Annotated in this window: 24 protein-coding genes and 1 tRNA gene; 15 read left to right on the forward strand and 10 right to left on the reverse strand. The window is 71.2% G+C overall.

The window, feature by feature from the left end; translation table 11 throughout:
* The first annotated feature begins 14 nt into the window (after positions 1-14).
* Genes ACFU95_RS23845 through ACFU95_RS23855 form a run of 3 tightly spaced genes read left to right on the forward strand, consistent with a single transcriptional unit; the run spans position 15 to position 2928 of the window.
* Positions 15-1367, forward strand: coding sequence for an amidohydrolase family protein (locus ACFU95_RS23845; protein ID WP_383831083.1), 1353 nt, complete (start codon positions 15-17; stop codon positions 1365-1367).
* Positions 1364-2242, forward strand: a complete 879-nt coding sequence (locus ACFU95_RS23850) for a cupin domain-containing protein (protein ID WP_383831085.1) — start codon at positions 1364-1366, stop codon at positions 2240-2242. Before ACFU95_RS23845 ends, ACFU95_RS23850 begins: the two co-directional genes overlap by 4 nt.
* Positions 2239-2928 carry an SDR family oxidoreductase gene (locus tag ACFU95_RS23855; protein WP_383831087.1) on the forward strand — a complete coding sequence of 230 codons (690 nt, stop codon included), beginning with the start codon at positions 2239-2241 and terminating at the stop codon, positions 2926-2928. Before ACFU95_RS23850 ends, ACFU95_RS23855 begins: the two co-directional genes overlap by 4 nt.
* 16 nt (positions 2929-2944) lie before the next feature.
* Here ACFU95_RS23855 and ACFU95_RS23860 read toward each other — a convergent pair whose 3' ends face one another.
* The 4 genes from ACFU95_RS23860 to ACFU95_RS23875 all read right to left on the reverse strand — a co-directional run bounded on the left by ACFU95_RS23860 (position 2945) and on the right by ACFU95_RS23875 (position 5743).
* Positions 2945-3751: an SAM-dependent methyltransferase gene (locus tag ACFU95_RS23860; RefSeq protein WP_383831089.1), complete on the reverse strand. Its 807-nt coding sequence runs from the start codon at positions 3749-3751 to the stop codon at positions 2945-2947.
* Between the two features lie 112 nt (positions 3752-3863).
* A complete protein-coding gene (locus ACFU95_RS23865; protein WP_383831091.1) occupies positions 3864-4196 on the reverse strand; it encodes a DUF3140 domain-containing protein in 333 nt (110 codons plus the stop codon).
* Between the two features lie 91 nt (positions 4197-4287).
* Complete coding sequence (locus ACFU95_RS23870) at positions 4288-4770, reverse strand: Dps family protein (protein ID WP_383831092.1); 483 nt, start codon at positions 4768-4770, stop codon at positions 4288-4290.
* A 154-nt stretch (positions 4771-4924) separates the two neighbouring features.
* Positions 4925-5743 (reverse strand): alpha/beta hydrolase, encoded by an 819-nt coding sequence (locus ACFU95_RS23875; RefSeq protein ID WP_383831094.1) that lies wholly within the window; start codon positions 5741-5743, stop codon positions 4925-4927.
* A 153-nt stretch (positions 5744-5896) separates the two neighbouring features.
* Here ACFU95_RS23875 and ACFU95_RS23880 point away from each other — a divergent pair, with 153 nt between their 5' ends.
* Together ACFU95_RS23880 and ACFU95_RS23885 are read left to right on the forward strand one after the other, a co-directional pair.
* Positions 5897-7084 carry a thiolase family protein gene (locus tag ACFU95_RS23880; RefSeq protein ID WP_383831096.1) on the forward strand — a complete coding sequence of 396 codons (1188 nt, stop codon included), beginning with the start codon at positions 5897-5899 and terminating at the stop codon, positions 7082-7084.
* 78 nt (positions 7085-7162) lie between these two features.
* Positions 7163-7936, forward strand: coding sequence for a sulfite exporter TauE/SafE family protein (locus ACFU95_RS23885; protein ID WP_383831098.1), 774 nt, complete (start codon positions 7163-7165; stop codon positions 7934-7936).
* On the opposite strand, the gene ACFU95_RS23890 is transcribed toward ACFU95_RS23885, so the two are convergent.
* From ACFU95_RS23890 to ACFU95_RS23910, 5 genes are all read right to left on the reverse strand, one after another.
* Positions 7922-8734, reverse strand: coding sequence for a TIGR01458 family HAD-type hydrolase (locus ACFU95_RS23890; protein WP_383831100.1), 813 nt, complete (start codon positions 8732-8734; stop codon positions 7922-7924). The two genes, ACFU95_RS23885 and ACFU95_RS23890, sit on opposite strands and share 15 nt — an antisense overlap.
* 35 nt (positions 8735-8769) lie before the next feature.
* Positions 8770-10200, reverse strand: a complete 1431-nt coding sequence (locus ACFU95_RS23895) for a hypothetical protein (RefSeq protein ID WP_383831102.1) — start codon at positions 10198-10200, stop codon at positions 8770-8772.
* Between the two features lie 206 nt (positions 10201-10406).
* The gene (locus ACFU95_RS23900; protein WP_383831104.1) at positions 10407-12488 is read right to left on the reverse strand and encodes an MDR family MFS transporter; all 2082 of its coding nucleotides are present in this window, start codon (positions 12486-12488) and stop codon (positions 10407-10409) included.
* 101 nt (positions 12489-12589) lie between these two features.
* Positions 12590-13363 (reverse strand): precorrin-6A synthase (deacetylating), encoded by a 774-nt coding sequence (cobF, locus tag ACFU95_RS23905; protein WP_383831106.1) that lies wholly within the window; start codon positions 13361-13363, stop codon positions 12590-12592.
* Between the two features lie 33 nt (positions 13364-13396).
* Positions 13397-13918, reverse strand: coding sequence for a DUF309 domain-containing protein (locus tag ACFU95_RS23910; protein ID WP_383831108.1), 522 nt, complete (start codon positions 13916-13918; stop codon positions 13397-13399).
* A gap of 109 nt (positions 13919-14027) precedes the next feature.
* On the opposite strand from ACFU95_RS23910, the gene ACFU95_RS23915 reads away from it, so the two are divergent.
* Both ACFU95_RS23915 and ACFU95_RS23920 read left to right on the forward strand, forming a co-directional pair.
* Positions 14028-14101, forward strand: a tRNA-Pro gene (locus ACFU95_RS23915).
* A gap of 174 nt (positions 14102-14275) precedes the next feature.
* A complete protein-coding gene (locus tag ACFU95_RS23920) occupies positions 14276-14878 on the forward strand; it encodes a helix-turn-helix domain-containing protein (RefSeq protein WP_383831110.1) in 603 nt (200 codons plus the stop codon).
* A 17-nt stretch (positions 14879-14895) separates the two neighbouring features.
* On the opposite strand, the gene ACFU95_RS23925 is transcribed toward ACFU95_RS23920, so the two are convergent.
* The gene (locus ACFU95_RS23925) at positions 14896-15732 is read right to left on the reverse strand and encodes an IclR family transcriptional regulator (protein ID WP_383831112.1); all 837 of its coding nucleotides are present in this window, start codon (positions 15730-15732) and stop codon (positions 14896-14898) included.
* 306 nt (positions 15733-16038) lie between these two features.
* Here ACFU95_RS23925 and ACFU95_RS23930 point away from each other — a divergent pair, with 306 nt between their 5' ends.
* The 8 genes from ACFU95_RS23930 (at position 16039) to ACFU95_RS23965 (ending at position 23770) form a co-directional block, all read left to right on the forward strand.
* A complete protein-coding gene (locus tag ACFU95_RS23930; RefSeq protein WP_383831114.1) occupies positions 16039-17376 on the forward strand; it encodes an aromatic ring-hydroxylating dioxygenase subunit alpha in 1338 nt (445 codons plus the stop codon).
* On the forward strand, positions 17373-17720 hold the full coding sequence (locus ACFU95_RS23935) for a bifunctional 3-phenylpropionate/cinnamic acid dioxygenase ferredoxin subunit (RefSeq protein ID WP_383831115.1): 348 nt from the start codon (positions 17373-17375) through the stop codon (positions 17718-17720). The genes ACFU95_RS23930 and ACFU95_RS23935 overlap by 4 nt, the downstream gene beginning before the upstream one ends.
* Complete coding sequence (locus ACFU95_RS23940) at positions 17717-18931, forward strand: NAD(P)/FAD-dependent oxidoreductase (RefSeq protein ID WP_383831117.1); 1215 nt, start codon at positions 17717-17719, stop codon at positions 18929-18931. Before ACFU95_RS23935 ends, ACFU95_RS23940 begins: the two co-directional genes overlap by 4 nt.
* A gap of 352 nt (positions 18932-19283) precedes the next feature.
* Positions 19284-19847, forward strand: coding sequence for a 3-phenylpropionate/cinnamic acid dioxygenase subunit beta (locus ACFU95_RS23945; RefSeq protein WP_383831118.1), 564 nt, complete (start codon positions 19284-19286; stop codon positions 19845-19847).
* Positions 19848-19861: 14 nt separating this feature from the next.
* The gene (locus ACFU95_RS23950) at positions 19862-20734 is read left to right on the forward strand and encodes an alpha/beta fold hydrolase (protein ID WP_383831120.1); all 873 of its coding nucleotides are present in this window, start codon (positions 19862-19864) and stop codon (positions 20732-20734) included.
* Positions 20731-21588, forward strand: coding sequence for an SDR family NAD(P)-dependent oxidoreductase (locus tag ACFU95_RS23955; protein ID WP_383831122.1), 858 nt, complete (start codon positions 20731-20733; stop codon positions 21586-21588). Before ACFU95_RS23950 ends, ACFU95_RS23955 begins: the two co-directional genes overlap by 4 nt.
* Positions 21589-21638: 50 nt before the next feature.
* Positions 21639-23219, forward strand: coding sequence for a long-chain fatty acid--CoA ligase (locus ACFU95_RS23960; protein WP_383831124.1), 1581 nt, complete (start codon positions 21639-21641; stop codon positions 23217-23219).
* A gap of 74 nt (positions 23220-23293) precedes the next feature.
* A complete protein-coding gene (locus ACFU95_RS23965) occupies positions 23294-23770 on the forward strand; it encodes a GNAT family N-acetyltransferase (RefSeq protein WP_383831126.1) in 477 nt (158 codons plus the stop codon).
* Positions 23771-23790: the final 20 nt, after the last annotated feature.

Raw genomic sequence — 23790 nt, forward strand, 5'->3', positions numbered from 1 at the left:
GGGAGGAAGAAACGATGCCCCATCGGATACTCCTGCGCGCAGGGCATGTGCTGTCGATGGACCCCGACATCGGGGACCTCCCCCAAGGGGACGTCCTCATCGAGGACGGGAAGATCACGGCCGTGCGGCCGGAGATCAGCGCCGACGCGGAAGTGCTCGACATGACCGGCCGGATCGTGATCCCCGGATTCGTCGACACCCACCGCCACACCTGGGAGGCGCCGATCCGGGGCGTCGCCCCCGACGCCACCCTGGACGACTACTTCGTCGACGTCCTGGACACCTTCGCCCCGCTCTACACCCCCGAGGACGTGTACGCGGGCAACCTCGCCGGATCCCTGGAATGCCTGAACGCCGGCATCACGACCCTCGTCGACTGGTCGCACATCAACAACACGCCCGCCCACCCGGACGCCGCGATCCAGGCGCTCACGGAATCCGGCATCCGCGCCCAGTACGCGTACGGCAGCGCCAACACCTCGCTCGCCGACTACTGGTTCGAGAGCAAGATCACGATCCCGGGTGACGACGTACGACGCATCCGCAGCACCTACTTCTCCTCCGACGACGGCCTGCTGACCATGGCCCTGGCCACCCGCGGCCCCGGCTTCTGCACCGACGAGGTCGTCACCGCCGAGTGGGCGCTGGCCCGCGAGCTGGGTATCCCGATCACCGTGCACGTGGCGATGGGCCGCCTGGCGGGCCGCTTCGGCATGGTCAAACAGCTCCATGGCCTGGGGCTCCTGGGCTCCGACACCACCTACGTCCACTGCTGCTACTTCAGCGAGGAAGAGTGGCAGATGGTCGCCGACAGCGGCGGCACGGTCTCGATCGCACCACAGGTCGAGCTACAGATGGGGCACGGCTGGCCGCCCGTGATGAAGGCCATCGAGTACGGGCTGCGGCCGTCGCTCAGCATCGACGTCGTCACCACGGTGCCCGGCGACATGTTCACCCAGATCCGCGCGGCCTTCGGCGCCGAACGCGCCCGCGTCAACGCCGACTGCTGGAAGGCCAACCTCCCCGTGCCCGAAACCATGTTGACGGCACGTCAGCTGCTGGAGATCACGACACGCAACGGCGCCCACGTCGCCGGCGTCGAGGACCGCACCGGCTCCCTGACCCCCGGCAAGCGCGCCGACGTCGTCGCGATCGACGCCACCGCGCTGAACGTCGCCCCGGTGCATGACGCGGCGGCCGCCGTGACCCTGTCGGCGGACGTCTCCAACGTCGACACGGCCATCGTCGACGGGGTGATCCGCAAGCGCGACGGCAGGCTCCTGGCCGACCTCGACCGGGCCCGGCGACTGGTCCAGGAGTCCCGCGACCGGCTCCTGGCCGCCAAGGAGGCGAGGAGCGCGGCATGACCCGGCATCTGGTGCGCCGCGCGGCCGACCTCGCCGATCCGCCGCCGTACGACGAACTCGGCTACCGGCGGCGTGAGTTGGTCGGCGAGGGCGACGGCAGCGTACACACCGGCTTCGGCCTGTGCGAGATCCGGCCCGGCGGTCGGGTCGCCGCCCATGTGCACTCGTACGAGGAGAGCTTCCATGTGCTCGACGGGGCCGTGATCCTCGACCTGCCCGAGGGGTCGTACCTCCTCGAAGAGGGCGACTACGGCCTCCTCGCGACCGGTGTCGCGCACGCCTGGCGCGGCGCCGGGGACACCGGCGGACGCTGGGCCGACATGCTCGCCCCGGTGCCACGCGCCCGCTACGGCCACGACACCCAGGCGGTACCCGCACTGCCCGAGCGGGACCCCGTCCGCCTCGACGTCCGCGACCCCCGCACCCGGTCGTTCGGCCACTTCGAACCCGCGCAGCTGGACCCCGGCAAGCAGTCGCAGGACCTCCTCGCGGTGTCGGCGAGCATGCGGACCGCGCTGCTCGTGTACAGCGGGATCAGCGTGAAGATGATGGTCGACGGCGACCTGGGCGCGGTCGCCTCGACGATGTTCATGGTGCGGTACGCGCCCGACGGCGTCGCCGGCACGCACGACCACCCCTTCGAGGAGACGTACCTGTTCCTCGAAGGGGAGGCGGACGCGGAGTTCGACGGCGAGCGGTACCGGCTCGGCCCCGGCGACTGCGCCTGGGCGGGCGCCGGCTGTGTGCACGGCTTCGCCAACGCCGGCCAGGGGCCGCTGCGCTGGCTGGAGACACAGGCACCGCAGCCGCCGCCGCGCCACTCGTACCGGTTCACGCGGGACTGGGAGTATCTGAGGGAGGTCCTGGAGTCATGAGCAGCGTCCTCGTTGTGGGCGGTACGTCGGGGATCGGCCTGGAGTTCGCCCGGATGCGGGCAGGGCGCGGCGACGACGTGGTCCTGACCGGCCGTGACACTCACCGCGCCGACACCCTGGCCAAGGAATTCGGTGCCCGCGGAATCGGGCTCGACCTCGCGCGGCCGAGGGAGATCGGTACCGCGCTGGCCGGCGTCGGGCGTCTCGACCACCTCGTGATCGCGGGTGTCTCCCGCGACGACAACAAGGTCACCGAGTACGACATCGACGCCGCCCTGCAACTCGTCACCCTCAAACTCGTCGGCTACACCGAGGTCGTGCACACCCTGGTGCCCCGGCTGCACGACGGCAGCGCGATCGTGCTCTTCGGCGGGCAGGCCAAGGAACGTCCCTATCCGGGTGCGACGACGGTCGCGACGGTCAACGCGGGCGTGGGCGGACTGGTGAACACCCTCGCCGTCGAACTCGCCCCGATCCGGGTCAACGCCGTCCACCCGGGCGTCGTCGGCGACAGCCCCTACTGGCGGGACAAGCCGGAGAAGGTCCTCGCCACCCTGCGCACCGAGACCCCCACCGGGCGCCTCGCCACCATGGCCGAGGTGGTCGACGCCGTGGACTTCCTGCTGCGCAACGGGTCGGTCAACGCGGTCGAACTGAGCGTGGACGGCGGGTGGTTGCTCGGCTGAGGGGGGCGGGGCGGGGTCAGCGCTTGAAGCCGACCGCGCCGTACAGCGACACGGGTTCTTCCCTCTCCGCGTCCCCGCCCGCCGTGGGCCGCCAGTCCGACAGGGAGACGATCCCCGGCTCCAGCAGCTCGAGTCCCTCGAAGAGTCGGGCCACTTCGGCGTGGGAACGGGCCACGAGGGTCACGCCGCTCGCGGTGTAGGCCTCGATGCCCCGCCGGACGTTCTCCGGGTCGAAGTCCGCCGTCATCGCCGAGAGGGCCAGACAGCTGCCCGGCGCCAGCGCGCCGACCAACGTGTCCACGAGCCGGTGGGCGCCGTCGTCGTCCGCGATGAAGTGCAGCAGGGCGATCAGGGACAGGGCGACGGGCCGGTCGAAGTCGAGGACGGAGGCGGCCTGTTCGAGAATCCGCTCCGGCTCACGCGCGTCGGCCTGCACATACCCGGTCGCACCCTCGGGGGTGCCGCGCAGCAGGGCCTCCGCGTGAGCGAGCACGATCGGGTCGTTGTCGACGTAGACGACCCGTGCGTCCGGGACGGCGGACTGGGCTATCTGGTGCAGGTTGGGCTCGGTCGGGATGCCGGAGCCGACATCGAGGAACTGCCGGATCCCCGATTCCCGGACGACCGCCCGGGTGGCCCGCTCCATGAACCGGCGGTTGGCCCGCGCATGCCGCGGAGCGTCCCCCTGCATCGCGGCGATCCGCCGCCCGAGCTCCTCGTCGACGGGGTAGTTGTCCTTGCCGCCGAGGTACCAGTCGTACACCCGGGCCGGATGCGGCCTGCTCGTGTCGATACGCGATACGGCCGGCTCGGTCCCGGTCACGCGGGCCTCCTGTGGGCGACTGTGCTCGACGGCGTGCCGGATCAGTCTTTCACGATCACGCGGCGCGGCGGAGACTGTCCTCGGCCACCTCGGGCGGCGTGCCCGGCGTCGCTCAGGGCCTCAGCGGATCGTGGCCGATCGTCATCAACTGGTGCCTGCGGCGGGTCTGTTCGGGCTCGGGCTCGTTCTCCAGGTCCGCCTCGTCCGTGACGGTGTCCACGACGTCGTACATCGTCCGGATGTCGTCGCCCGTCAGGTCCGTGCGCCGCTTCTGGAGGATCGCGAGGACGTGCTGCCCGGTCGGCGTGCCCGCCTGGTCCGGCAGCGGCTCGGTCTCCTCGTCCGCGTCACTGATCCGCAGCCAGGCGGCCAGCTCCTGCGAGGTCATGTTCACCACGCGGTGGAAGTCCTGCCACAGCGTGTCGAGTTCGAGGGCGTCGGTCATGGTGCCCCTCCTGGGCGGGTACGGCTCTTCGCGTACGGCGGGCGGCTCCACGTCCGCGGCGTACGGCGCTTCGCGTGCGTCGGTGTCACCGTCACTCGTCGCGCGGCCAGTTCTCGGCGTCGAACATCCAGCGCTGCTTCTCCAGCTCGCTCGTGATGGCGATCAGCAGGTCCTGCGTCACCGGGTCGGGCTCGGCGGTCGCGTCGATGCGCTCGCGCAGCCGCTCTATGGCCGCCGCCAGGGTGTCGACGACCAGCTGGACGACCTCCGTGTCGCGTACCCAGCCCTCCTTGGGGCCGGGCAGGGTGTAGGCCGCTGCGATGGTCTCGGGCCGGCCGTCGGGCGGCAGGCCGAGCGCCGCGGAGCGTTCGGCGACGGTGTCGGCGAACGAGCGGGCCACCGACACCACGTCGTCGAGCTGGAGATGGATGGAGCGGAAGCGGGGGCCCACGATGTTCCAGTGCGCCTGCTTCCCGATCAGTGAGAGTCCGAGAAGATCGACGAGAGTGCTCTGCAGGGCCTCCCCGGCGACCCGGCGGGCCGGTTCGGGAAGCGTGCTCCTGACGACAGTCATACCGGGCTCCTCCTTCTTCTTCTGGCTTGGTCATGGCCGGTACGGAGCGGTGCGGCGCCGCGACCACGTCAGTGGTTGGCGTCGGTCCCGGGCGCCGCGATCACCCCATGCCGGCGCGGGTGCCCAGGCCGAACCGGCGCAAACGCGACGCGTCTCAGTGCGTGAGCACGCCGTCCAGGAAGTGGAGCAGGTCCGCGAAGACCTCCGCCTTGTTCGTCTCGTGGAACACCTCGTGCCGGGCCCCCGGGTAGACCCGCTCGGTCGTCCCGTCCGCGCGCAGCTCCTCGATGCCGACGCGGCTGCCGGGCAGCGGGACCAGCCGGTCGTCCTCGCCGTGCAGCCACAGCAGCGGCAGCTTCCCGATGCCGCCGCCCTCGGACGCGCTGGACACGGTGTCCAGCATGCGGGTGAACGCCTCCACCGTCACTCGCTTCATCGGCCCGTGCCAGACCAGCGGATCCGCCGCGTACGCGGCGCCCACCCCGGGGTCGCGGGAGAGCGAGGCCGGGCTGATGGGGGTGTCGGGGATCTCGTCCAGGGCGAGCAGCCGGCGGGGCAGCTCCCAGTCGCCGATCACAGGTCCGGACAGGACCAGAGCGGCGAGGCCGTCGCCGTGGAGCTGGGCATGACGGGCCGCGATCATGCCGCCCATGGAGTGGCCGATCACGACGACCGGCACGTCCGGATGCGCGGCCCGGGCCAGGCCGGCGGCCGCGTGCACGTCGGCGACCACGTCCTCGAAGTCCTCGATCAGCACACGCTCGCCCGCCGACCTGCCATGACCGGCGTGATCGGGCCCGAACACGGCCGCACCGTGCGCGACCAGGACCTGCGCCACCCCGGCGTACCGGCCGGCGTGCTCGCCGTAGCCGTGGACCACGAGCACCAGACAGCGGGGCCGGGGGTGCGGCCACTCGTGTACGACGATCGGTCCCCGGCGTCCCTCGATGACGTGCTCGCGGTGGTCGGCCATGTCTCCTCGTCCCCTCCGGCTGCCTCGGTGAAGGCTTCCGGGGATCTTCCCAGGGCGCGGCGGGTCGGTCTATAGTCCAAAACTAGCGGTGCTAATTATTGTGGTGCCGACCCATCCGGCACCGATTCGTACAGCCCGGTCAGGAGTCCTGTCGTGCGCCCCGTCCACTTCGCGGCCGCCCGCCGCACCCCCATCGGCAAGCTGCGCGGATCCCTGTCGTCGGTCCGTCCCGACGACCTCGCCGCGACGGTGATCCGGGGTCTCGTCGCGGAGGTGCCCGCGCTGGATCCGGCCCGTGTCGACGACGTCTACTGGGGCGCCGCCAACCAGGCGGGCGAGGACAACCGCAACGTCGCCCGCATGGCCGCGCTCCTCGCCGGCCTGCCCGAATCGGTGCCGGGCGCCACGGTCAACCGTCTCTGCGCCTCCGGCCTCGAAGCGGTCACCGCCGCCGCCCGCACCATCGCGGCCGGCGAGGCCGACATCGTCCTCGCGGGCGGCTCCGAGTCGATGAGCCGCGCCCCCTTCGTCCTGCCCCGCCCCGACGAGGCGCTGCCGCACCGCATCGAGACCGCCGACACCCGGCTCGGCTGGCGCCTGGTCAACCCGGCGATGAAGGACCTGCACGGCCTGCTGTCCATGGGCGAGACCGCCGAGGAGGTCGCCCGGCGCCACGGCGTCCCGCGCGAGCGGCAGGACGAATTCGCGCTGCGCAGTCACCAACGGGCGGCCGACGCCCGCAAGAACGGCCACTTCGACGATGAGCTGCTCCCCGTGCGGCGCCCGGACGGAGTGCTGGTCGACAGCGACGAGTGCGTCCGCGAGGACACCTCGTACGAGAAGCTGTCCCGGCTGAAGCCGGTCTTCCGGGAAGGGGGCACCGTCACCGCGGGCAACGCCTCGCCGATGAACGACGGTGCGGCCGCACTGCTCCTGGTCAGCGAAGAGGCCCTCAACGAACTCGGCCTGGAGTCCCTCGGCCGCTATGTCGCCGGTGCCTCGGCCGGTGTCCACCCCGACGTCATGGGCATCGGACCCGTGCCCGCCACCCGCAAGGCCCTCGCCCGCGCCGACTGGACGATCGGCGACATCCAGGAGGCCGAGTTCAACGAGGCGTTCGCGGCGCAGGCCCTGGCATGCGTCGACGAACTCGGCATCGACCCCGAGCTGGTCAACCCCAGCGGAGGCGCGATCGCGCTGGGACACCCGCTGGGCTGCTCGGGCGCGCGGATCCTCACGACGCTGCTGCACCGGATGCGGCGGACGGGAGCCGAGCGAGGGCTCGCGACGATGTGTGTGGGAGTGGGGCAGGGGAGTGCGGTGCTGGTGGAGAGGCACTAGCGATCCCGCGAAGCATCTCCCAACTGGCGAGACGCTCCTTACGGGCATCGGTTAGGTGTGCATAGCATCGGTCTCCGCATGGACACGATGACTCTCTGGCACATCACCGGATGGGAGTTCGCCGCACTCGCCTTCGCGGCCCTGCTGGTCGGCTTCTCGAAGACGGCCGTGAGCGGGGCCAACACGGTCAGTCTCGCGATCTTCGCCGCTGTGCTTCCCGCCCGCGCCTCCACCGGCGTCCTGTTGCCGATCCTGATCGCCGGGGACGTGCTCGCCGTCCTCACCTACCGGCGGCACGCCCACTGGCCCACGCTGTGGCGGCTGTTCCCCGCGGTCGCGGCCGGTGTCGTGTTCGGCACGCTGTTCCTGGTGTGGGCGGACGACGGGATCGTCCGTACGTCGATCGGCGCGATTCTGCTGCTGATGGCGGGCGTGACGGTGTGGCGTCGCCGCACCGCCGAGCAGGAGGCGGAGCCGGACTCGGTCACCAGCCGGGCCGGCCGCGTCAAGGCCCGCTCCTACGGGGTCCTGGGCGGCTTCACCACGATGGTCGCCAACGCCGGCGGCCCGGTGATGTCGATGTATCTCCTGTCGGCCGGCTTCCGCAAGCTCGGCTTCCTGGGGACCTCCGCCTTCTTCTTCCTCATCGTCAACGTCTCCAAGGTGCCCTTCAGCGCCGGACTCGGCCTGATCGACGGCTCCTCACTCCTGCTCGACGCGGCCCTCGTGGCTTTCGTCGTGCCCGGTGCGCTGCTCGGCAAATGGGCTGTGAACCGAATCAACCAGCGGCTGTTCGAGCAGCTGGTCATCGCGGCGACGGTCGTGGGCGGTCTCCAGCTACTGCTGCGCTGACTCCCTCAGCTCCGCCAGCAGGGCGGGCAGACCGGCGAAGGAGTCGATCACGTGGTCGGGCGTACCGCTCGCGTCGCGGTGCGTCTGCGGCCGGTACTTCCCGGTCCTGACCAGGACGCCCCGTACCCCCACCCGCTGCGCCGCCAGCACATCGGACTCGACGTCGTCCCCGACCATCACCGCCTCGTGCGCACCGACCCCCACATGCGCCAGCGCCGCCTCGAAGAACGCGGCCGACGGCTTCCCCGTGATCTCCGCCTCCACCCGCGCGGCCCTCTCCAGTCCGACCAGGAACGCGCCGGTGTCGAGCTGGAACCCGTCCTCGGTACGCCAGTACAGGTTCCGGTGCATGGCCACCAGCCGCGCCCCGCGCTCCAGATGCCCGAAGGCCCGGTTGAGCGCCGCGTAGCCGAACTCGGGCCCGGCGCCCCCGACGACCACGACGTCCGGCGCGGGGTCGTCGTCCTCGTCATCGCCGACGACGGTGACCCCGCCCAGATCCTCCGCGATGTCCCCGCTGTTCAGCAGGGCACACCTCGCTCCCGGCCAGTGCTCCGCGAGATGGGCGGCGGTGACGGCCGGCGCGGTCAGGATGTCCTCGGCGGACACCCGGAACCCCGCGTCCGCCAGCGTCCGCGCGATCGACGCCCGTGTCCGCGAGGTCGTGTTCGTGACCAGCGCGACCGCGAGCCCGGCCTCGCGGATCTCCCGCAGCGCCGCTACCGCACCCGGCAGCGGCTGCCACGAGACGGTCAGGACGCCGTCGATGTCGATCAGGACGGCACGCACGGATTCCATGTCAGGACCCTAGCCATCGATCGGCCCCGGACCCCTCAGGGCGCGATCCCGACACCGTCGATCCCGCTCCACGCCCGCTCCTGCGCGGCTGTCATCGCGGGCCACCGCAGCCCGCCCGGGCGCGGCTCGACACGCGAGGCGTACGGAGCGGGACGGAACGCCGGGTCGTAGAAGCACCCGGTGCCGTACCTGTCGTCGAACGCCGCGCACGAGGCGGCGACCGACCCGGCCGTCGGCTTCCTGCCCTTGCGCACCCACCGGTCCAGGGCCGCGACGGAGTTGGCGTACTCGGCGTCGCTCAGCTCGCTGTGCTCGCTCTCCCGCGTGAACGTCTGCACCAGGTGCCCGTCCCGCCGGGCCCCGTGCAGCGTGGCCCGGTAGGCCGCCTCGTGCTCGACGAACGCCGTCGGGTCGTCGATGGCGTGCAGGGTCAGCACCGGGATCGAGACCTTGCCGGTGAGATCGCTGTCGTAGGACAGATCGCGTACGGCCGTGGGGTCGGGGGAGAAACGCTCGACACCGGCATTGAGCGCCTCGTCGTCATGGGACCCGGAGTACCGCACGCCCTGGTTGCCGAACGGGTTCCGGTCCCCGAGGCGGTCGTGCACGATGTCGCGGAACGTGAAGGTCGCGAACCGCAGATGCGACTCCAACGTGCGTTGCGGGATCCGTGTGACGGCCAGGATGTCGTCGAGGTTGCGCTGCTGGAGCGCGGTCCGCTCCCGCGGAGCCGAGGCGAAGCCCGTGCACTCCTGGAGCCGGGCGCGCAGCCCGGCCGACGTCATGGTCGACCCGGCGCGCAGGCCCTGCCACAGCGGGTATCGCGGCTCGGTGGGACGGGGGTGGTTGGCGCAGTAGTACTGGTAGACGACGCGCAGGTCGACGCGGTAGTCGTAGCCGCGCGAGCCACCGCCGAGGACCCCGTTGGTGAGCAGCGCCCCGTCGTAGGCCCCGTGCCGTCCGCGATCCTGGGCCCCGTAGGACTCCACGACCTTCGCGGCGACGTTCCCGCCCCACGACTGGCCGTGTACGTACGTCCGCCGCGGCTTGCCGAACTCCCCGACGAACAGGCGGCGCACGCTCTCCGTGTCGGCGGCCGCCATCCGTGTCCCGTAGCCGCCCCGGCGGTACGACGAACCGGCCCAGGCGTAGCCCTCCCGCACCATCACCGACCAGCGGCCCAGATCGTCGAGGCTGCGGGTGGGGTCGGACTCCGCCCCGAGGTCGGGTCCGCCGTGGGCGTGTACGACGAGGGAGCCGTTCCAGTCGGAGGGCACGGCTATCGCGTAGTAGGCACCGTTGGCGTCGCGGCCGGTGTAGCAAGTCGCCTTGCCGACAAGGTCGGTGGGGCATTCGGCGCGCGCCGGACCTGCCGTCTCTCCCCGGGCGTTCGACGCGCCGACGAGAAAGCCGACGGCCAGGGCACCGGCCAGCACGGCGGTGAGCGTCGTACGCCGCCGTGTCACCGGTGGAACAGACCTGCGGATCGCTGCGGGGGTTCTCGTCCAGTACAAGACGCTGCTCCTCGTTCCTCGTCGGCGCGTCGTCGAGCCGTGCGCGGCGATGCTAGGGAGCGACGGGGGTGAGGAACCACGGTCTGATCGTTGTGTTCATAGTGTTCGTGGGCAGGGGAGCGGAAGTTGTACGTCGCGCACCCGCTGCCCGCCCGCACTCAGCGCTGCTCGCTCAGCGCCGGCTCCTTCGCCCGGCGCGGCAACCCGTCGCTCAGGTCCTCGACCAGGAGGCGCTTGGCGATGGTGTGGACGGCGGCGCGCAGGTCGGTGCCCGGTGGGCGGCCGATGTCCTCGTGGACCTGCTGCTCCAGCCAGGTGGCCCACGCCTTGCCGATGACCTCGGCCTCGCGGGCGCCTGCCGGAGTGTGGGAGAGGAGGGAACCGTCACGGGTGAGATAGCCCTCGGCGACCATCCGGTCGAAGACCGGCAGCAGGACCTCCGGGGGCATGTGCCGCCGGGCCGCGACCATGCCGAGGCTCGCATGGCCCACCAGGCGGGTCAGCAGCTCGACCTGCATCACCGCCCAGCCGCCGGCCACGTCGAGGCGGGTGTCGGAGGCCGCGATGATCCGGCGTCCGGTCTCGGGGCCGGCGCTACCGATGATCTTCCCGACGGACGCCTCCAGCACCCGCTGGGCGTTGGCGTCGTGCGGTGACGCGAAACCGTCCCCCATGTCGGTGGACCCCATCCGCGCACTGTCGCGCAGCGGTACCTGCTTCAGGAACAGCGCGGCTACGAAGCCGAGCGCCGCGACCGGCACCGTCCACAGGAAGACGGTCTGGAGCGTGTCGGCGTAGGCCTCGACGATCGGGGCGGCGGCCGCGGACGGCAGCCCGTCCAGACCCTCGGGGCTCATCGCCGCCCGGGAGAGGTCGGCCGGATCCAGGCCGGAGTCCGTTCTCGCGGCCGCCGCGACACCGTCCGCGAGTTGGTGGGTGAGCGTGTTGGTGTAGATCGTGCCGAAGACAGCCGTGCCGAACGAACTGCCCAGCGTACGGAAGAAGGTGACACCGGAGGTCGCGGTGCCGAGGTCGGCGTAGTCGACGGTGTTCTGCACCGCGATCGTCAGGACCTGCATGCACAGACCGATGCCGGTGCCGAGCACGAACATGTACAGCGACGCCAGCCAGGCACCGGTCGAGGGCCCCATGAGGGACATCAGAAACAGTCCGACCCCCATCACCAGGGAGCCGACGAGCGGGAAGATCCGGTACTTCCCGGTCTTGCTGACCACGTTGCCGCTGAACACCGACGCGATCAGCAGCCCGATCACCATCGGCAGCGTCCGCACGCCGGACACCGTGGCCGAGTCACCGTCGACGTACTGGAGATACGTCGGCAGATACGTCAGCGCGCCGAGCATGGCGAAGCCGACGATGAAGCTCAGGACGGAGCAGACCGCGAACACGGGATCGGCGAACAGCCGCATGGGCAGCATGGGTTCCCGCGCCCGTGTCTCGACCCAGCAGAACAGGCCCAGCGCCACCGCACCGCCGACGAAGAGGCCGATGATGACGCCGGAGCTCCACGCGTACTCGTTGCCGCCCCAACTCGTCGCCAGGATCAGCGCGCTGGCGCCGACCGCGACGAGCGCGATGCCCAGATAGTCGATGACGGGCCGGGACGCCGACTTCACCACCGGGATGGTCCGGGCGGCCGCCACGACGACCAGGATCGCGATCGGAACGTTGACGTAGAACGCCCAGCGCCAGGTGAGGTGATCGGTGAACAGTCCGCCGAGCAGCGGTCCGATCACCGTCGCCACCCCGAACACCGCGCCGATCGCGCCCTGGTACTTGCCGCGCTCCCGGAGCGGGATGACGTCCGCGATCAACGCCATCGCCGTCACCATCAGACCGCCGGCCCCCACGCCCTGCATCGCCCGCCAGACGATCAGCAGCGTCATGTTGGAGGCCAGACCGCACAGGAACGAGCCCGTGATGAACACGATCGCGGAGACCTGGAAGACCACCTTGCGGCCGAACTGGTCGCCGAACTTGCCGACCAGGACCGTCGCGACGGTCTCCGCGAGCAGATACGACGTCACCACCCAGGACATGTGCTCGGCCCCGCCCAGGTCCGAGACGATGGTCGGCAGCGCCGTGCCCACGATCGTCTGGTCGAGCGCCGCGAGCAGCATCCCCAGCATGATCGTCACGAAGACGACATTGCGGCGACGCCTGTCCAGGACGGGCGGCTGGGAGGCGGCGGGCGGGGCGGATTCCGTGGCGAGCGTCACGGGGCCACGATCACAGCGGGGGGACGGTGGCGCATGCGGGAACGGTCCGGCCGGGTGTCGTACGGCCGCGTACGACCGGGTGACGCCCAGCGGTCTCTCGGTTACCGGTCCTTCGGATTCCGCCGCAGCAGATACGTGTCCATGATCCAGCCCTTGCGCTCCCGGGCCTCGGCGCGCAGCCGCTCGATACGGGGCGCGGCCTCGGCGATCGGGCCCGAGGCGAGGATCTCGTCCGGGGTGCCCAGGTAGGCGCCCCAGTAGATGTGGATGTCCTGGTCGGCGTAGCGCCGGAAGGCCAGCTGGGCGTCGAGCATCACCACCACGTCGTCCACCCCTTCGGGGAACCCTTCGGCCAGCCTCCGCCCTGTGGTGATCTGCACGGGCCGGGCGACCCTGGTGAGCCCCGTCCGATGCCGGGCAGCCAGCGCGGAGACGCTGCTGATGCCGGGCACGACGTCGTACTCGAACCGCACCGCCCCCTGGTCCAGGACCTCCTCCAGGATCCCGAGCGTGCTGTCGTAGAGCGCGGGGTCACCCCACACCAGGAACGCGCCGGTCTCGTCCTCGCCCAGCTCGTCCGCGATCAGCCGCTCGTAGATCCCGGCGCGCGCACTGCGCCAGTCCTCCACGGCGGGTGCGTACGCGGCGCCCCCGGCGGACCGGTCCCGCTCGGGATCCCGCGCCTCGACGACCCGATACGTCCCCTCCGGCAGGTGCGCGCCCAGCATGTCCTGGCGCAGCCGCGTGAGGTCCGACTTCACCTCGCCCTTGCCGAGGACGAAGAACACGTCCGTACTCCGCAGCGCCCTGACCGCCTGAAGGGTCAGCTGCTCGGGGTCGCCCGCCCCGATCCCGATGACATGAATCCGTCGCACACATCGAGTCTGCCGTACGCCACTGACCTCCCTCTACGTCCGCCCGCGCAACCTCGGCGCCCGCCCCCGCGCGTCCACGGCCTCGCCGCTCTCCTCCACGTCCCCCGCCAGCTCCCGCGCCCACGCGACCACCCCCGCGAGATCCATCCCGTACGGCTGAGGGGCGCCGGCCCCGGCCGCCCACTCCTCCACGGCCCCGGCCCCGCGCCGCAGCAGCCGAGCCCCGCCCGTCACGTTCCCCCGGGCCGAGTGGGTGAGCCCCACCGCGAGCTGCGCCAGCCCGCGCCACAGGGCCCGCTCCTCCTCCGGCCCCGACTTCCAGGCGTCCTCGAAGACCTCGTGCGCATGGAACGGCTTCCCCGCGTCCAGCAGCTCCTGCGCCTCCGCGACGCTCCGCTCCGGGGTGCGTACGACGCCCTCGGGCTGGCGGTCGACACCGTCCGCGCCGTACGGCAGCGGACGTCCGAGCCCGTCCCGGGGGCGCGCGTTGCGTGCCCGCCCCTCGCTGTCGCGGTCCCGTGCGTCGGTCTGCCGTCCTGACGATGTGGTGCCCATACACCGATTGTCCTCGCCCTGTCTCCCGCCGGACGCCCCGGTCGGTATGGCCGACGACGTGGGGTAAAGTTCTGTTCGCCGATCACGCGGTTCACCGCGCGAGACGCACCGGGACGTGGCGCAGCTTGGTAGCGCACTTGACTGGGGGTCAAGGGGTCGCAGGTTCAAATCCTGTCGTCCCGACTTTTCGAAGTCGCAGGGCAGAGGCCGTTTCAGAGGAGATCTGAAACGGCCTTTTGGTCATTCTTGGCTGAGCGCACCTTGACTCGGTCAAGGTGTGCCAGACGGTCCGTCGTCTGTACGAGCTGGTGCCTACTTCCGTGTCGAGGTCCCGGCCTGCCCACTTAGAGTGGTGGTGTGTCCTCAGGAAACGATGTGGTCGCACGGAATGTGCGGCTTCTCAGAGAGCAGCGGGGTCTCTCCCTCGCCGAGCTGGCCCGGCAGGCCGGGCTCGCCAAGCAGACGTTGTCCAAACTGGAACAGGGTGCGGGCAATCCCACCGTGGACACCTTGTTTTCGATCTCGACGGCGCTGGGCGTGCCGGTGACCAGGCTGGTTGCTGAGCGGGAGCAGGTGATGACGGTCCAGCGTGGTGCCGACGTCGTCTGGAACGAACGCGACGGGTACGCCTCCCGGGCCCTCGACCACGTCTACGGCTCCGGCGTCATCGAGAACTACCTGGTACGCATCAAGGAACGAGGCGGTGCGAACCGGTCCGTCGAGTCGCACCCGGTGGGCACGCTGGAGCACCTCTACGTCATCAGCGGCAGGGTGCGGGTCGGGCCCGCCGACAGTCCGGTGGAGCTGTCCGCCGGTGACTTCGTGCGCTACCCGGGCGACCGCACCCACATCTACGAGTCCCTGGAGGGGGAGAGCCTGGTGCACATCGTCGTCAGTGTGCCCCGCGTGCACCCCGGGACGTCGACCTCCCAGCGCACCCACTCGGACGCTCCGCGCTGACTGGCCGGCGCCCCGGGTCAGATCAGGGCCGTGGTCCGCTGCGCCCTGGTGGGCGCCGCGACGGCCCGCGTCGCCTCGTAGGCCACTCGGCGCAGCGCCGGAGCGACGCGGGCCCGGTCGAAGCGGTGCTCGGCACCCGCGACGGAGAGCGCGGCGACCGGTCGGCCGACGGGCCCCATGATCGGAACGGCGACGCAGGTGAGGCCGTGGGCGGCTTCCTGACGGTCGTAGGCGATGCCGGTGCGCCGAATGTGGCCCAGCTCGGCACGGAAGGTGGTGGGGTCGGTGATGGTGTACTCGGTGAGTTGCCGCAGCCCCGCCAGGATGGCGGCCTCCGCGGCGTCGTGCTCGAAGGCCAGCAGTGCCTTGCCGACGGCGGTGCAGTAGGCGGGCAGCCGGGCGCCGATGCGGGAGGGGGAGCGGGTCGCGCGGTGCCCGTGGATCTTGTTGACGTACACGATGTCCGTGTCGTGCAACACCGCGAGGTGCACGGTCTCCTGCGTCAGCACGTACAGGTCGGCGAGGTGCGGCAGCAGTCGTTCCCGCAGCTGTAGGGAAACCGGGCCGTACACCCGGGCGCCGATGTCGAAGAGCCGGGTGCCCAGCCGGTAGTCGCTGCCGACGCGCTCGACCATGTCGTTGCGCTGGAGTATGCCGAGCAGCCGGAAGGTCGTCGACTTGGTGAGGCCGCTACGGCGGGCCAGCTCGCTCACACCGATCTCGCCGTCGTGGTCGGCGAGCGACTTGAGGAGGACGAGCGCCTTGTCCACCGCGGTCTGTTGGTCGGACAGGGTCGCGGCTGTGCCGTGTGCGGGGGTGACGGGGCGCTCGGAGGTGGGGGAGTGAATGGACATGGGGGCTCCCGGACAGTGCAGACGTTGCCATCAAAATGGACGCGCGTCCAACATAGAAGACCGTTTCGGGGTTGTAAACGGGCCGGAGCAAGCACGCATCGGACATCTCGGTGTGCCGCGCTACGGCACACCGACTGGGCCGAACGCCCCCATCCCGCGTCTCCTGTAGCCGTGCCGGATTCGGCGCACCCGCCTGTGCCCGTCCGAACGTCCCCTCGACCACGAACGAACAGAACGGAAAGCCGCCGTGCGACCGAGCCGATCGCTTCGCCGCCTCGACCTGACCCACGCCGAGGAGTTCCACCGATGACATCCACGCCAGCGCGGCCGATGGATCGTCTCGCCCGCGTTCCGCACCCGTCCGTCGACGTGAGCGCGCGCTTCGACCTGGACAACGGGCTCGTCGACCGCACCGTCTTCAGCGACCCGTCCCTGTACCAGCAGGAACTGCGCCGCGTCTTCGCACCGAGCTGGCTGTTCCTCGCCCACGAGAGCCAGTTCAAGCGACCCGGCGACTTCTTCACCACGTACATGGGCGAGGACCCGGTCATCGTCGCCCTGGGCCGCGACCGCAGGATTCGCGCCTTCCTCAACGCCTGCCGCCACCGCGGCATGCGGGTCTGCCGCGCCGACGCGGGCGCCACCAAGGCGTTCACGTGCAGCTACCACGGCTGGTCGTACGACACCTCGGGCAAGCTCGTCAACGTCCCCAACCAGGGGGACTACCCGGACCACTTCGAGCAGGACCGCTGGGGTCTGGTCGAGGTCGCGCAGCTCGACACCTACAAGGGCCTGATCTTCGCCACCTGGAACCCCGAGGCGCCCCCGCTCGCCGAGGCGCTGGGCGGCATGACCTGGTACATGGACGCCATGCTCGACCGCGACCCGGAGGGCACCGAGGTCGTCGGCGGTGTCCACAAGTGGGTGTTGGAGGGCAACTGGAAGCTCGCCGCCGAGCAGTTCGCCTCCGACTGGTACCACGTCAACATCTCGCACGCCTCCGCGCTGATGGTCATGTCCCCGAACGGCAAGGGCCCCACGGACGGGATCGTGCAGACTCCGGGCCGGCAGTACACCGACCCGCTCGGCCACGGCCACGGCTTCCCGACCCACCCCAAGAGCCGTTTCGACGACCGGGTCGTGCACGACTGGTACGACTACGACGCGCTGCGCGAACGGCTGGGCGACACCCGGGTCGAGGGGCCGATGACCACCGGCCACGCCACCGTCTTCCCCAACTTCTCCTACCTCCCGGTCAACGGCTCCATCCGGGTCTGGCACCCCAAGGGGCCCGACCGGATGGAGGTCTGGGCCTGGACCCTCGTCGACAGGTCGATGCCCGACGAGGTCAAGGACGCCCAACGGCTCTACAACCTGCGGACGTTCGGACCCACGGGCATCTTCGAGCAGGACGACGGCGAGAACTGGTCGGAGTGCCAGGCCACCGCCCACGGCTTCATGTCCGGTTCGATGACCCTCAACTACCAGATGGGACTGGATATTCAGAACGAGGACGGCGTTCACCCCGGCACCACCGGGCGCCTCTACTCCGACGGTGCCGCCCGCGGCTTCTACACCCGCTGGCGTGACCTGATGAACACCCCCGCCTGGCACGAGAAGCCCGGGAAGGAGACCGCCTCATGAGCGATACCACCACCGGCTTTCAGGTCGCCTCCGTCGGCGACGTCGAGGACGGCGAGGGGCTGCGCGTGCCCGCCGCGGTCACCGGACACGGTGCCGACATCGCCGTCTTCCACGACGGTGGCGCCTACTACGCCCTCGACGACACCTGCTCCCACGGGCAGGCGTCGCTGGCGGAGGGCTGGGTGGAGAACGGCGAGGTCGAGTGTCCGCTGCACGCCGCCCGCTTCTGCCTGAAGTCCGGCGAGCCGCAGTGCATGCCCGCCACCCTCCCCGTCGCCGCCCACCGTGTCGAGGTCCGCGACGAAGCCATCTGGGTGTACCCCGGTCAGGGGGCCACCGGATGAACACGCCCCAGCGGATCGCCGTCGTCGGCGCCGGCCTGGCCGCCCTCTCCGCGTGCGACGCCCTGCGCGCCCACGGCTACGACGGCGACCTGGTGCTGTACTCCGCCGAGCACGGCCTGCCGTACGACCGCCCCCCGCTCAGCAAGGACGTCCTGCTCGGCAAGGACCGCCGCGAGGACGTGCTGCTGCGTCCCGAGCAGTGGTACCACGACCAGCGCGTACGGCTCCGTGAAGGCGCTGTCGTCCAGGCGATCCGCCCTCAGCCGGGCGGCGTCGAACTGGCCGGTGGCGTGGTCGAGACGGCCGACCGGATCGTGCTGGCCACCGGTGGCACGCCCCGCGCGCTGCCCGTTCCCGGCGGCGCAGATCCGGAGATCCGTCTGCTGCGTACCTGGGAGGACGCACAGCGGCTGCGTGAACGGCTGCTGCCCGGCGCCCGGGTGGCCGTCGTCGGCGCCGGGCTGATCGGCGCCGAGACCGCCGCCGTGGCCAGGACGCTCGGCTGCCGCGTCACCCTCGTCGACCCGGTCCGCGTGCCCCTCGCCGAGGCCGTCGGCGACGACATCGCGACGGCGCTGCACGCCCGCCATCGTGCCGAGGGCATCGACGTGATCACCGCGGGTGTCGAACACGTCGCGCGCCGGCAGGGCCGATTCCTGATTCACCTGTCCGGGAACGGCGAAACGGTGACCGCCGACACGGTCGTGGTCGGCATCGGTATCCGCCCCGCCACGCAACTCGCCGAGGCGACCGGACTGCGGGTGGACAACGGCGTCGTCGTCGACGCGAACCGGCGCACCTCGCACCCGGCCGTCTACGCCATCGGCGATGTCGCCCGCGGCGCGGGCCAAGGGAGACGGCACGAACACTGGGAGGCCGCCCAGCGGGACGGCGAGGCCGTCGGCCGCGGCATCCTCGGTCGGCCAGGTATGGACGCGGGCGCGCCCTGGTTCTGGTCCGACCGGTACGGCACCCGGCTGGAGGCGGTCGGCACCATGGCGGACGCCGAGCGGACCGTGCTGCGGGGAACCCCCGAAAGCGGTGCCTTCCTCGCCTTCGGCCTGCGCGGCGACAGAGTGGTGGCCGCCGCGGCGATCGACCGCACCCGCGACATCAAGGCGGTCCGCAGGATCATCGACCGGGGCATCGCCGTCGACCCGGCCGAACTGGCCGACGTGAGCACCGATCCGCGGAGCCTGCTCAGACGCTGACGCTCCGGCAGCGCCGGGGCCTGCCCTTCGGACCGGGCTGGTTCCGGCCGACGGGGCTTCCGGTCCGGGCCGAGCGGGGCCGGCGCAGGTGACCGCGAGACGGAGGAGACGGTGACATGGGCCGCTGCCGCGGTGGACGACACGGCAGGTCGCCGACCACGCCCGGCGCGGCGGCCCCCTGGAGCCCCCCGCTCGAAGAGACCCGGGGGGAGTGTGTGCCAGGCGCCCAAGCCCCGACACGATCCGGCAGGACGACCCCCGCCGTGCCGTCCACCGGCACACCCGCTCCCCGCACCACGTACGCCGCGCTGGAATGGAGCCCGTTCGGCGCGGCCCGCAGGAGGACCAACCGATGAGCATCCACACCCCGGAGCCGACAGCGGACGCGCCCGGCGCGTACGACGACGACATCCGGCTGCACTTCGAGGCGCAGCGCCTGTACAGCCGCGAGGCGCAACTCCTCGACCAACACCGCTACGCGGACTGGCTGGAGCTGTTCACCGAAGACCTCCACTACTGGGCGCCGGTGCGCACCAATCGGCTGCGCCGCCAGCAGGCCCTGGCCGACGGGGCGCCCGGCGAGGTGGCGATCTTCGACGAGACGAAGGCGAGCCTGGCCTGGCGGATACGCCGGTTCGACTCCGGCATGGCCTGGGCCGAGGACCCGCCGTCGCGGACCCGGCACCTGATCACCAACGTCATGGTCCGGGCGGCCGACGAACCGGGGGAGTACATCGCCGAGTCGGCGTTCCTCTGCTACCGCAACCGCCTGGAACGCGAGGTCGACCTCTACGCGGGCGCCCGCACCGACCTGCTGCGCCGCGCCCCGGACGACGGGCGCCTGCTGATCGCCCGCCGCACGATCCTGCTCGACCAGAACGTCCTGCTCGCCAAGAACATCAGCACCTTCCTGTGAACCGGAGAACCCACGTGTCCCCTACCGAGACCGAAGAACCCAAGCTGGTCGAGCACCTGGTGCGCACCCCGCTCGGGGACATCGCGGTCAGCGAGAGCGGCGCCGGCCCGGCGCTCGTCATGCTGCACGGCGGCGGCCCCGGCGCGAGCGCGGTCGCCAACTACCACCAGAACCTGCCCGCGCTCACCCGGAACTTCCGGGTGATCCTCCCCGACCAGCCCGGCTTCGGCGGCAGTTACCGGCCCACCGAGGAGGACCTGGACGCCCGCAGCATCACCGAGATCACCGTCGACGCGCTGGTGCGGACCCTGGACGCGCTCGGCATCGACAGGTTCCACCTGCTGGGCAACAGCCTCGGCGGCGCCGCCGCCATCGCCACCGCGCTCAAGGTCCCGGACCGGGTGGAGAAGCTCGTCCTCATGGCCCCCGGCGGCGGCTGGCTCCCCTTCGGCCCCACTCCCACCGAGGGTCAGAAGGCGATGTTCCGCTACTACCACGGCGAGGGACCGACGCTGAAGAAGATGCGGGACTTCATCGGTGTGATGACCGCCGAGCCGCGCCGCTGGGCGGACACCGCCCAGGCCCGCTACGAGGCCTCTCTCGACGAATCCCACATCGCCTTCTACCACCGCTACAACGCGGCCTTCGCGAAACGGCACGGCATGGACCCGCTCTGGCAGCAGGTCCACCGGATCAAGGCGCCCACCCTCTTGCTCTGGGGACGCGACGACCGGACGATCACTCTGGACGGCGCGCAGCTGATGCTCAAGCAGATCCGCGACGTCCAACTGCACGTGTTCGGCGGCTGTGGTCACTGGGTGCAGTTGGAGCGGCAGGCCGAGTTCGAGCGGCTGGTCACCGACTTCCTGAAGGAGAACCGACCGTGAGCAGGGGCTGGCTGGAGGGCGATGTCGCCCTCGTCACCGGAGGAGGCTCCGGCATCGGCCGCGCCGTCGCCCTGCGCTACCTGGCCGAAGGCGCCCGCGTCGCGGTTCTGGGCAGGGGCGCCGCGCAGTTGGAGGAGGTGGTGAGCGCCGCCGGTGAACTCGGCGACCGGATCCTGCCCCTCACCGGGGACGTACGCAGTCCCGAGGACATGCACCGGGCGGTCGACGCCACGGCGGGACACTTCGGCAAAATCGACGTCCTGGTGCCCAACGCGGGCATCTGGGACTACCACCGCAGCGTCACCCGCTTGAACGGCAAGGAGCTGGCCGAAGCGTTCGACGAACTCTTCGCCATCAACGTCAAGGGATACCTGCTGGCCGTCGAGGCCGCCTGGCGCGAACTGGTCGCCACCCGCGGAAGTATCGTGATGACCCTGTCCAACGCCTCCTTCCACACCGATGGCGGCGGTTCCCTCTACACCGCGAGCAAGCATGCCTGCCTCGGGCTGCTGCGCCAGCTCGCCTTCGAACTCGCGCCGAAGGTGCGGGTGAACGGGGTGGCCGTCGGCGGGATGCGTACCCAGCTGCGCGGTCCCGCGAGCCTTGGCCTGGAGGACCGCACCCTCGCCGCGTCCTTCGCGAAGAACGAGGCCGCCGAGGCGGCCTCGGGCGAGAGGACACCGCCGCTGATCCCGCTGTACGACTCCAGCGTCGAGCCGGAGGACTTCACCGGTCCCTACGTCCTGTTGGCCTCCCGCACCGACAGCGCCACCATCACCGGCGCCGTGATCCCCGCCGACGGCGGCATCGCCGTACGCGGTTTCCGCTCACCCGCCGGCGGTTCGGGTCTGTGACCCGGCACCGGCGCACCCCCACCTCCAAGCCCTCGTAAGGAGCCGACGCCATGGCCGCCGTCGACATCAGTCCCGCTGCTGCGCTCTACCGAAGAGCCCTGTATCCCGGGCCCGCCGCCGTGATCTACGAGGGCCATGAGATCTCCGCGGCCGAAATCGGCCGTAGGGTGCGGGAGTTCGCCGCCGGGCTGTCGGAGTGCGGGCTCCGGCGCGGAGACCGCATCGCCTACCTCGGCTTCAACAGCACGACGTTCCTGGAGACCCTGTTCGCCGCGGCCCACCTGGGCGCGGTCTTCGTCCCCCTCAACTTCCGGCTGGCCGCCGACGAGGTCCGGCACATTCTGAACGACTGCGGCGCCCACACTCTGGTCGTCGAGGAGGGGCACCGCGAACTCGTCACGTCCGTGCGGGCGGACATACCCGCCCGCAGCCTGCTGCTGGTCGACACCGACCCCGAGTGCCCCGCCACCGGGGAGCCGGGCCCCGCGTGGACGCCGCTCTCCACGCTGCGCGGCGCGCACCGCCCCGTACGCGAACCCGTCGCCCTGCACGAGGGCGACCTCGCGGCCCTGATGTACACCTCCGGAACCACCGGGCGGCCCAAGGGCGTCATGCTCACACACGGCAACCTGTGGTGGAACGCGGTCAACGTCGACGTCGTCGTGGACACCCGCGCCAACGACGTGAACCTGGCCCTCGCCCCGCTGTTCCACATCGGCGGCCTCAACGCCCTGACCCTGCGCACGCTGGTGCGCGGCGGCACCGTGATCCTGCGCCGGGGCTTCGACCCCGCCCGCTGCCTGGAGGACCTCGTCCGGTACCGGGTGAACACCTTCTTCGCGGTCCCCGCCATGTACACGGCACTCGCCCGGACGGCCGGGTTCGCCGAGGCCGACCTGAGCGCCCTGCGCTCCCCGATCGTCGCCGGCGCCCCGGTGCCACCGCAGCTGATCCGGGACTACGGCGCGATGGGCCTGCTGCTGCAGCAGGCGTGGGGGCTGACCGAGACGGCCCCGTTCGCGACCTATCTGCCGGCCCGGCTGACGCTGGAGAAGACCGGATCGGCCGGGCTCCCGATGCCGTACACCGAGATCCGGCTGATTCACCCGGTCACCGGCGTCGAGATCGAGGAACCGGACACCCAGGGCGAGATCTGTGTCCGCGGACCCAATGTGGCCGCCGGCTACTGGGACAACCCGGACGCCACGCGGGCCGCGTTCGACGACCGGGGCTGGTTTCGCACCGGCGACATCGCCTACCGGGACAAGGACGGCTTCTACTACATCGTCGACCGGCTCAAGGACATGATCATCAGCGGCGGTGAGAACATCTACCCCGCAGAGGTCGAGCGGGTCCTCGTGGAGCACCCGGACGTCCTGGAGGCTGCCGTCGTGGGCGTGCCGGACCCCAAGTGGGGCGAGACGGTCCTGGCGGTCCTGACCTGCACGGCCGGCGCGGAACTCACGGTCGAGGAGGTACGCGGGTTCGCCGGCCGGCACCTGGCCCGCTACAAGCTCCCCACCAGGGTGCAGGTCGTCGAACGTCTGCCGCGCAACGCCAGCGGAAAGCTGGACAAGCGTGAACTGCGGCGCTCGGTGACCGCACAGGCGACGACCGCCACCCCCGCCTGACCCCCCAGCCTGCCCCACCCGGCCCCCGCACACCGGTGCAGGGGCTGCCGAACCGCGATCTCAGGAGCGGCGCCGTGGACCTACTCTCCGATACCGCGCCGGTGCCCCCGGTGCCCGCCCTCGGCGGTGGCTGGGCCCTGCGGCGGATCTGCGGACCGTCGGGTGCGGACGTGCACGGGTTTGCGGCCTCGCACGGCGACGGACCGCAGGAAGTCCTCGTGCGCGTCCAGCGTGTCTGGCAGCACCCGCTGCGAGCCGCCTACCCCATGGGCGCGCACGACATCGCCGTATGGCTCGACCGGCCCGCGCCGGACCTCGCCGCCGGCCTGCTGCGCGCGCTCACCCCCGCCCTGTTCGCCGCCGACCCGCGCTGCCGCCGTGTCGTCGCCGCGCCGGACGAGGACGACCCGCGCACCCAGCGCGTCCTGGAGGACGGCGGCTTCCGCCGGATCGCCGAGGCGGACCTGCCCGGCGGCCCGGTCGTGCTGTTCGCCGCCGAACCCCCCGACATCGCGGGGCTGCCCACCGCCTTCGACGACATGCCCCACTGAGACGAGCCGCACGCCGCAGC

Source organism: Streptomyces sp. NPDC057623 (genome assembly GCF_042800355.1).
GTDB lineage: Bacteria > Actinomycetota > Actinomycetes > Streptomycetales > Streptomycetaceae > Streptomyces.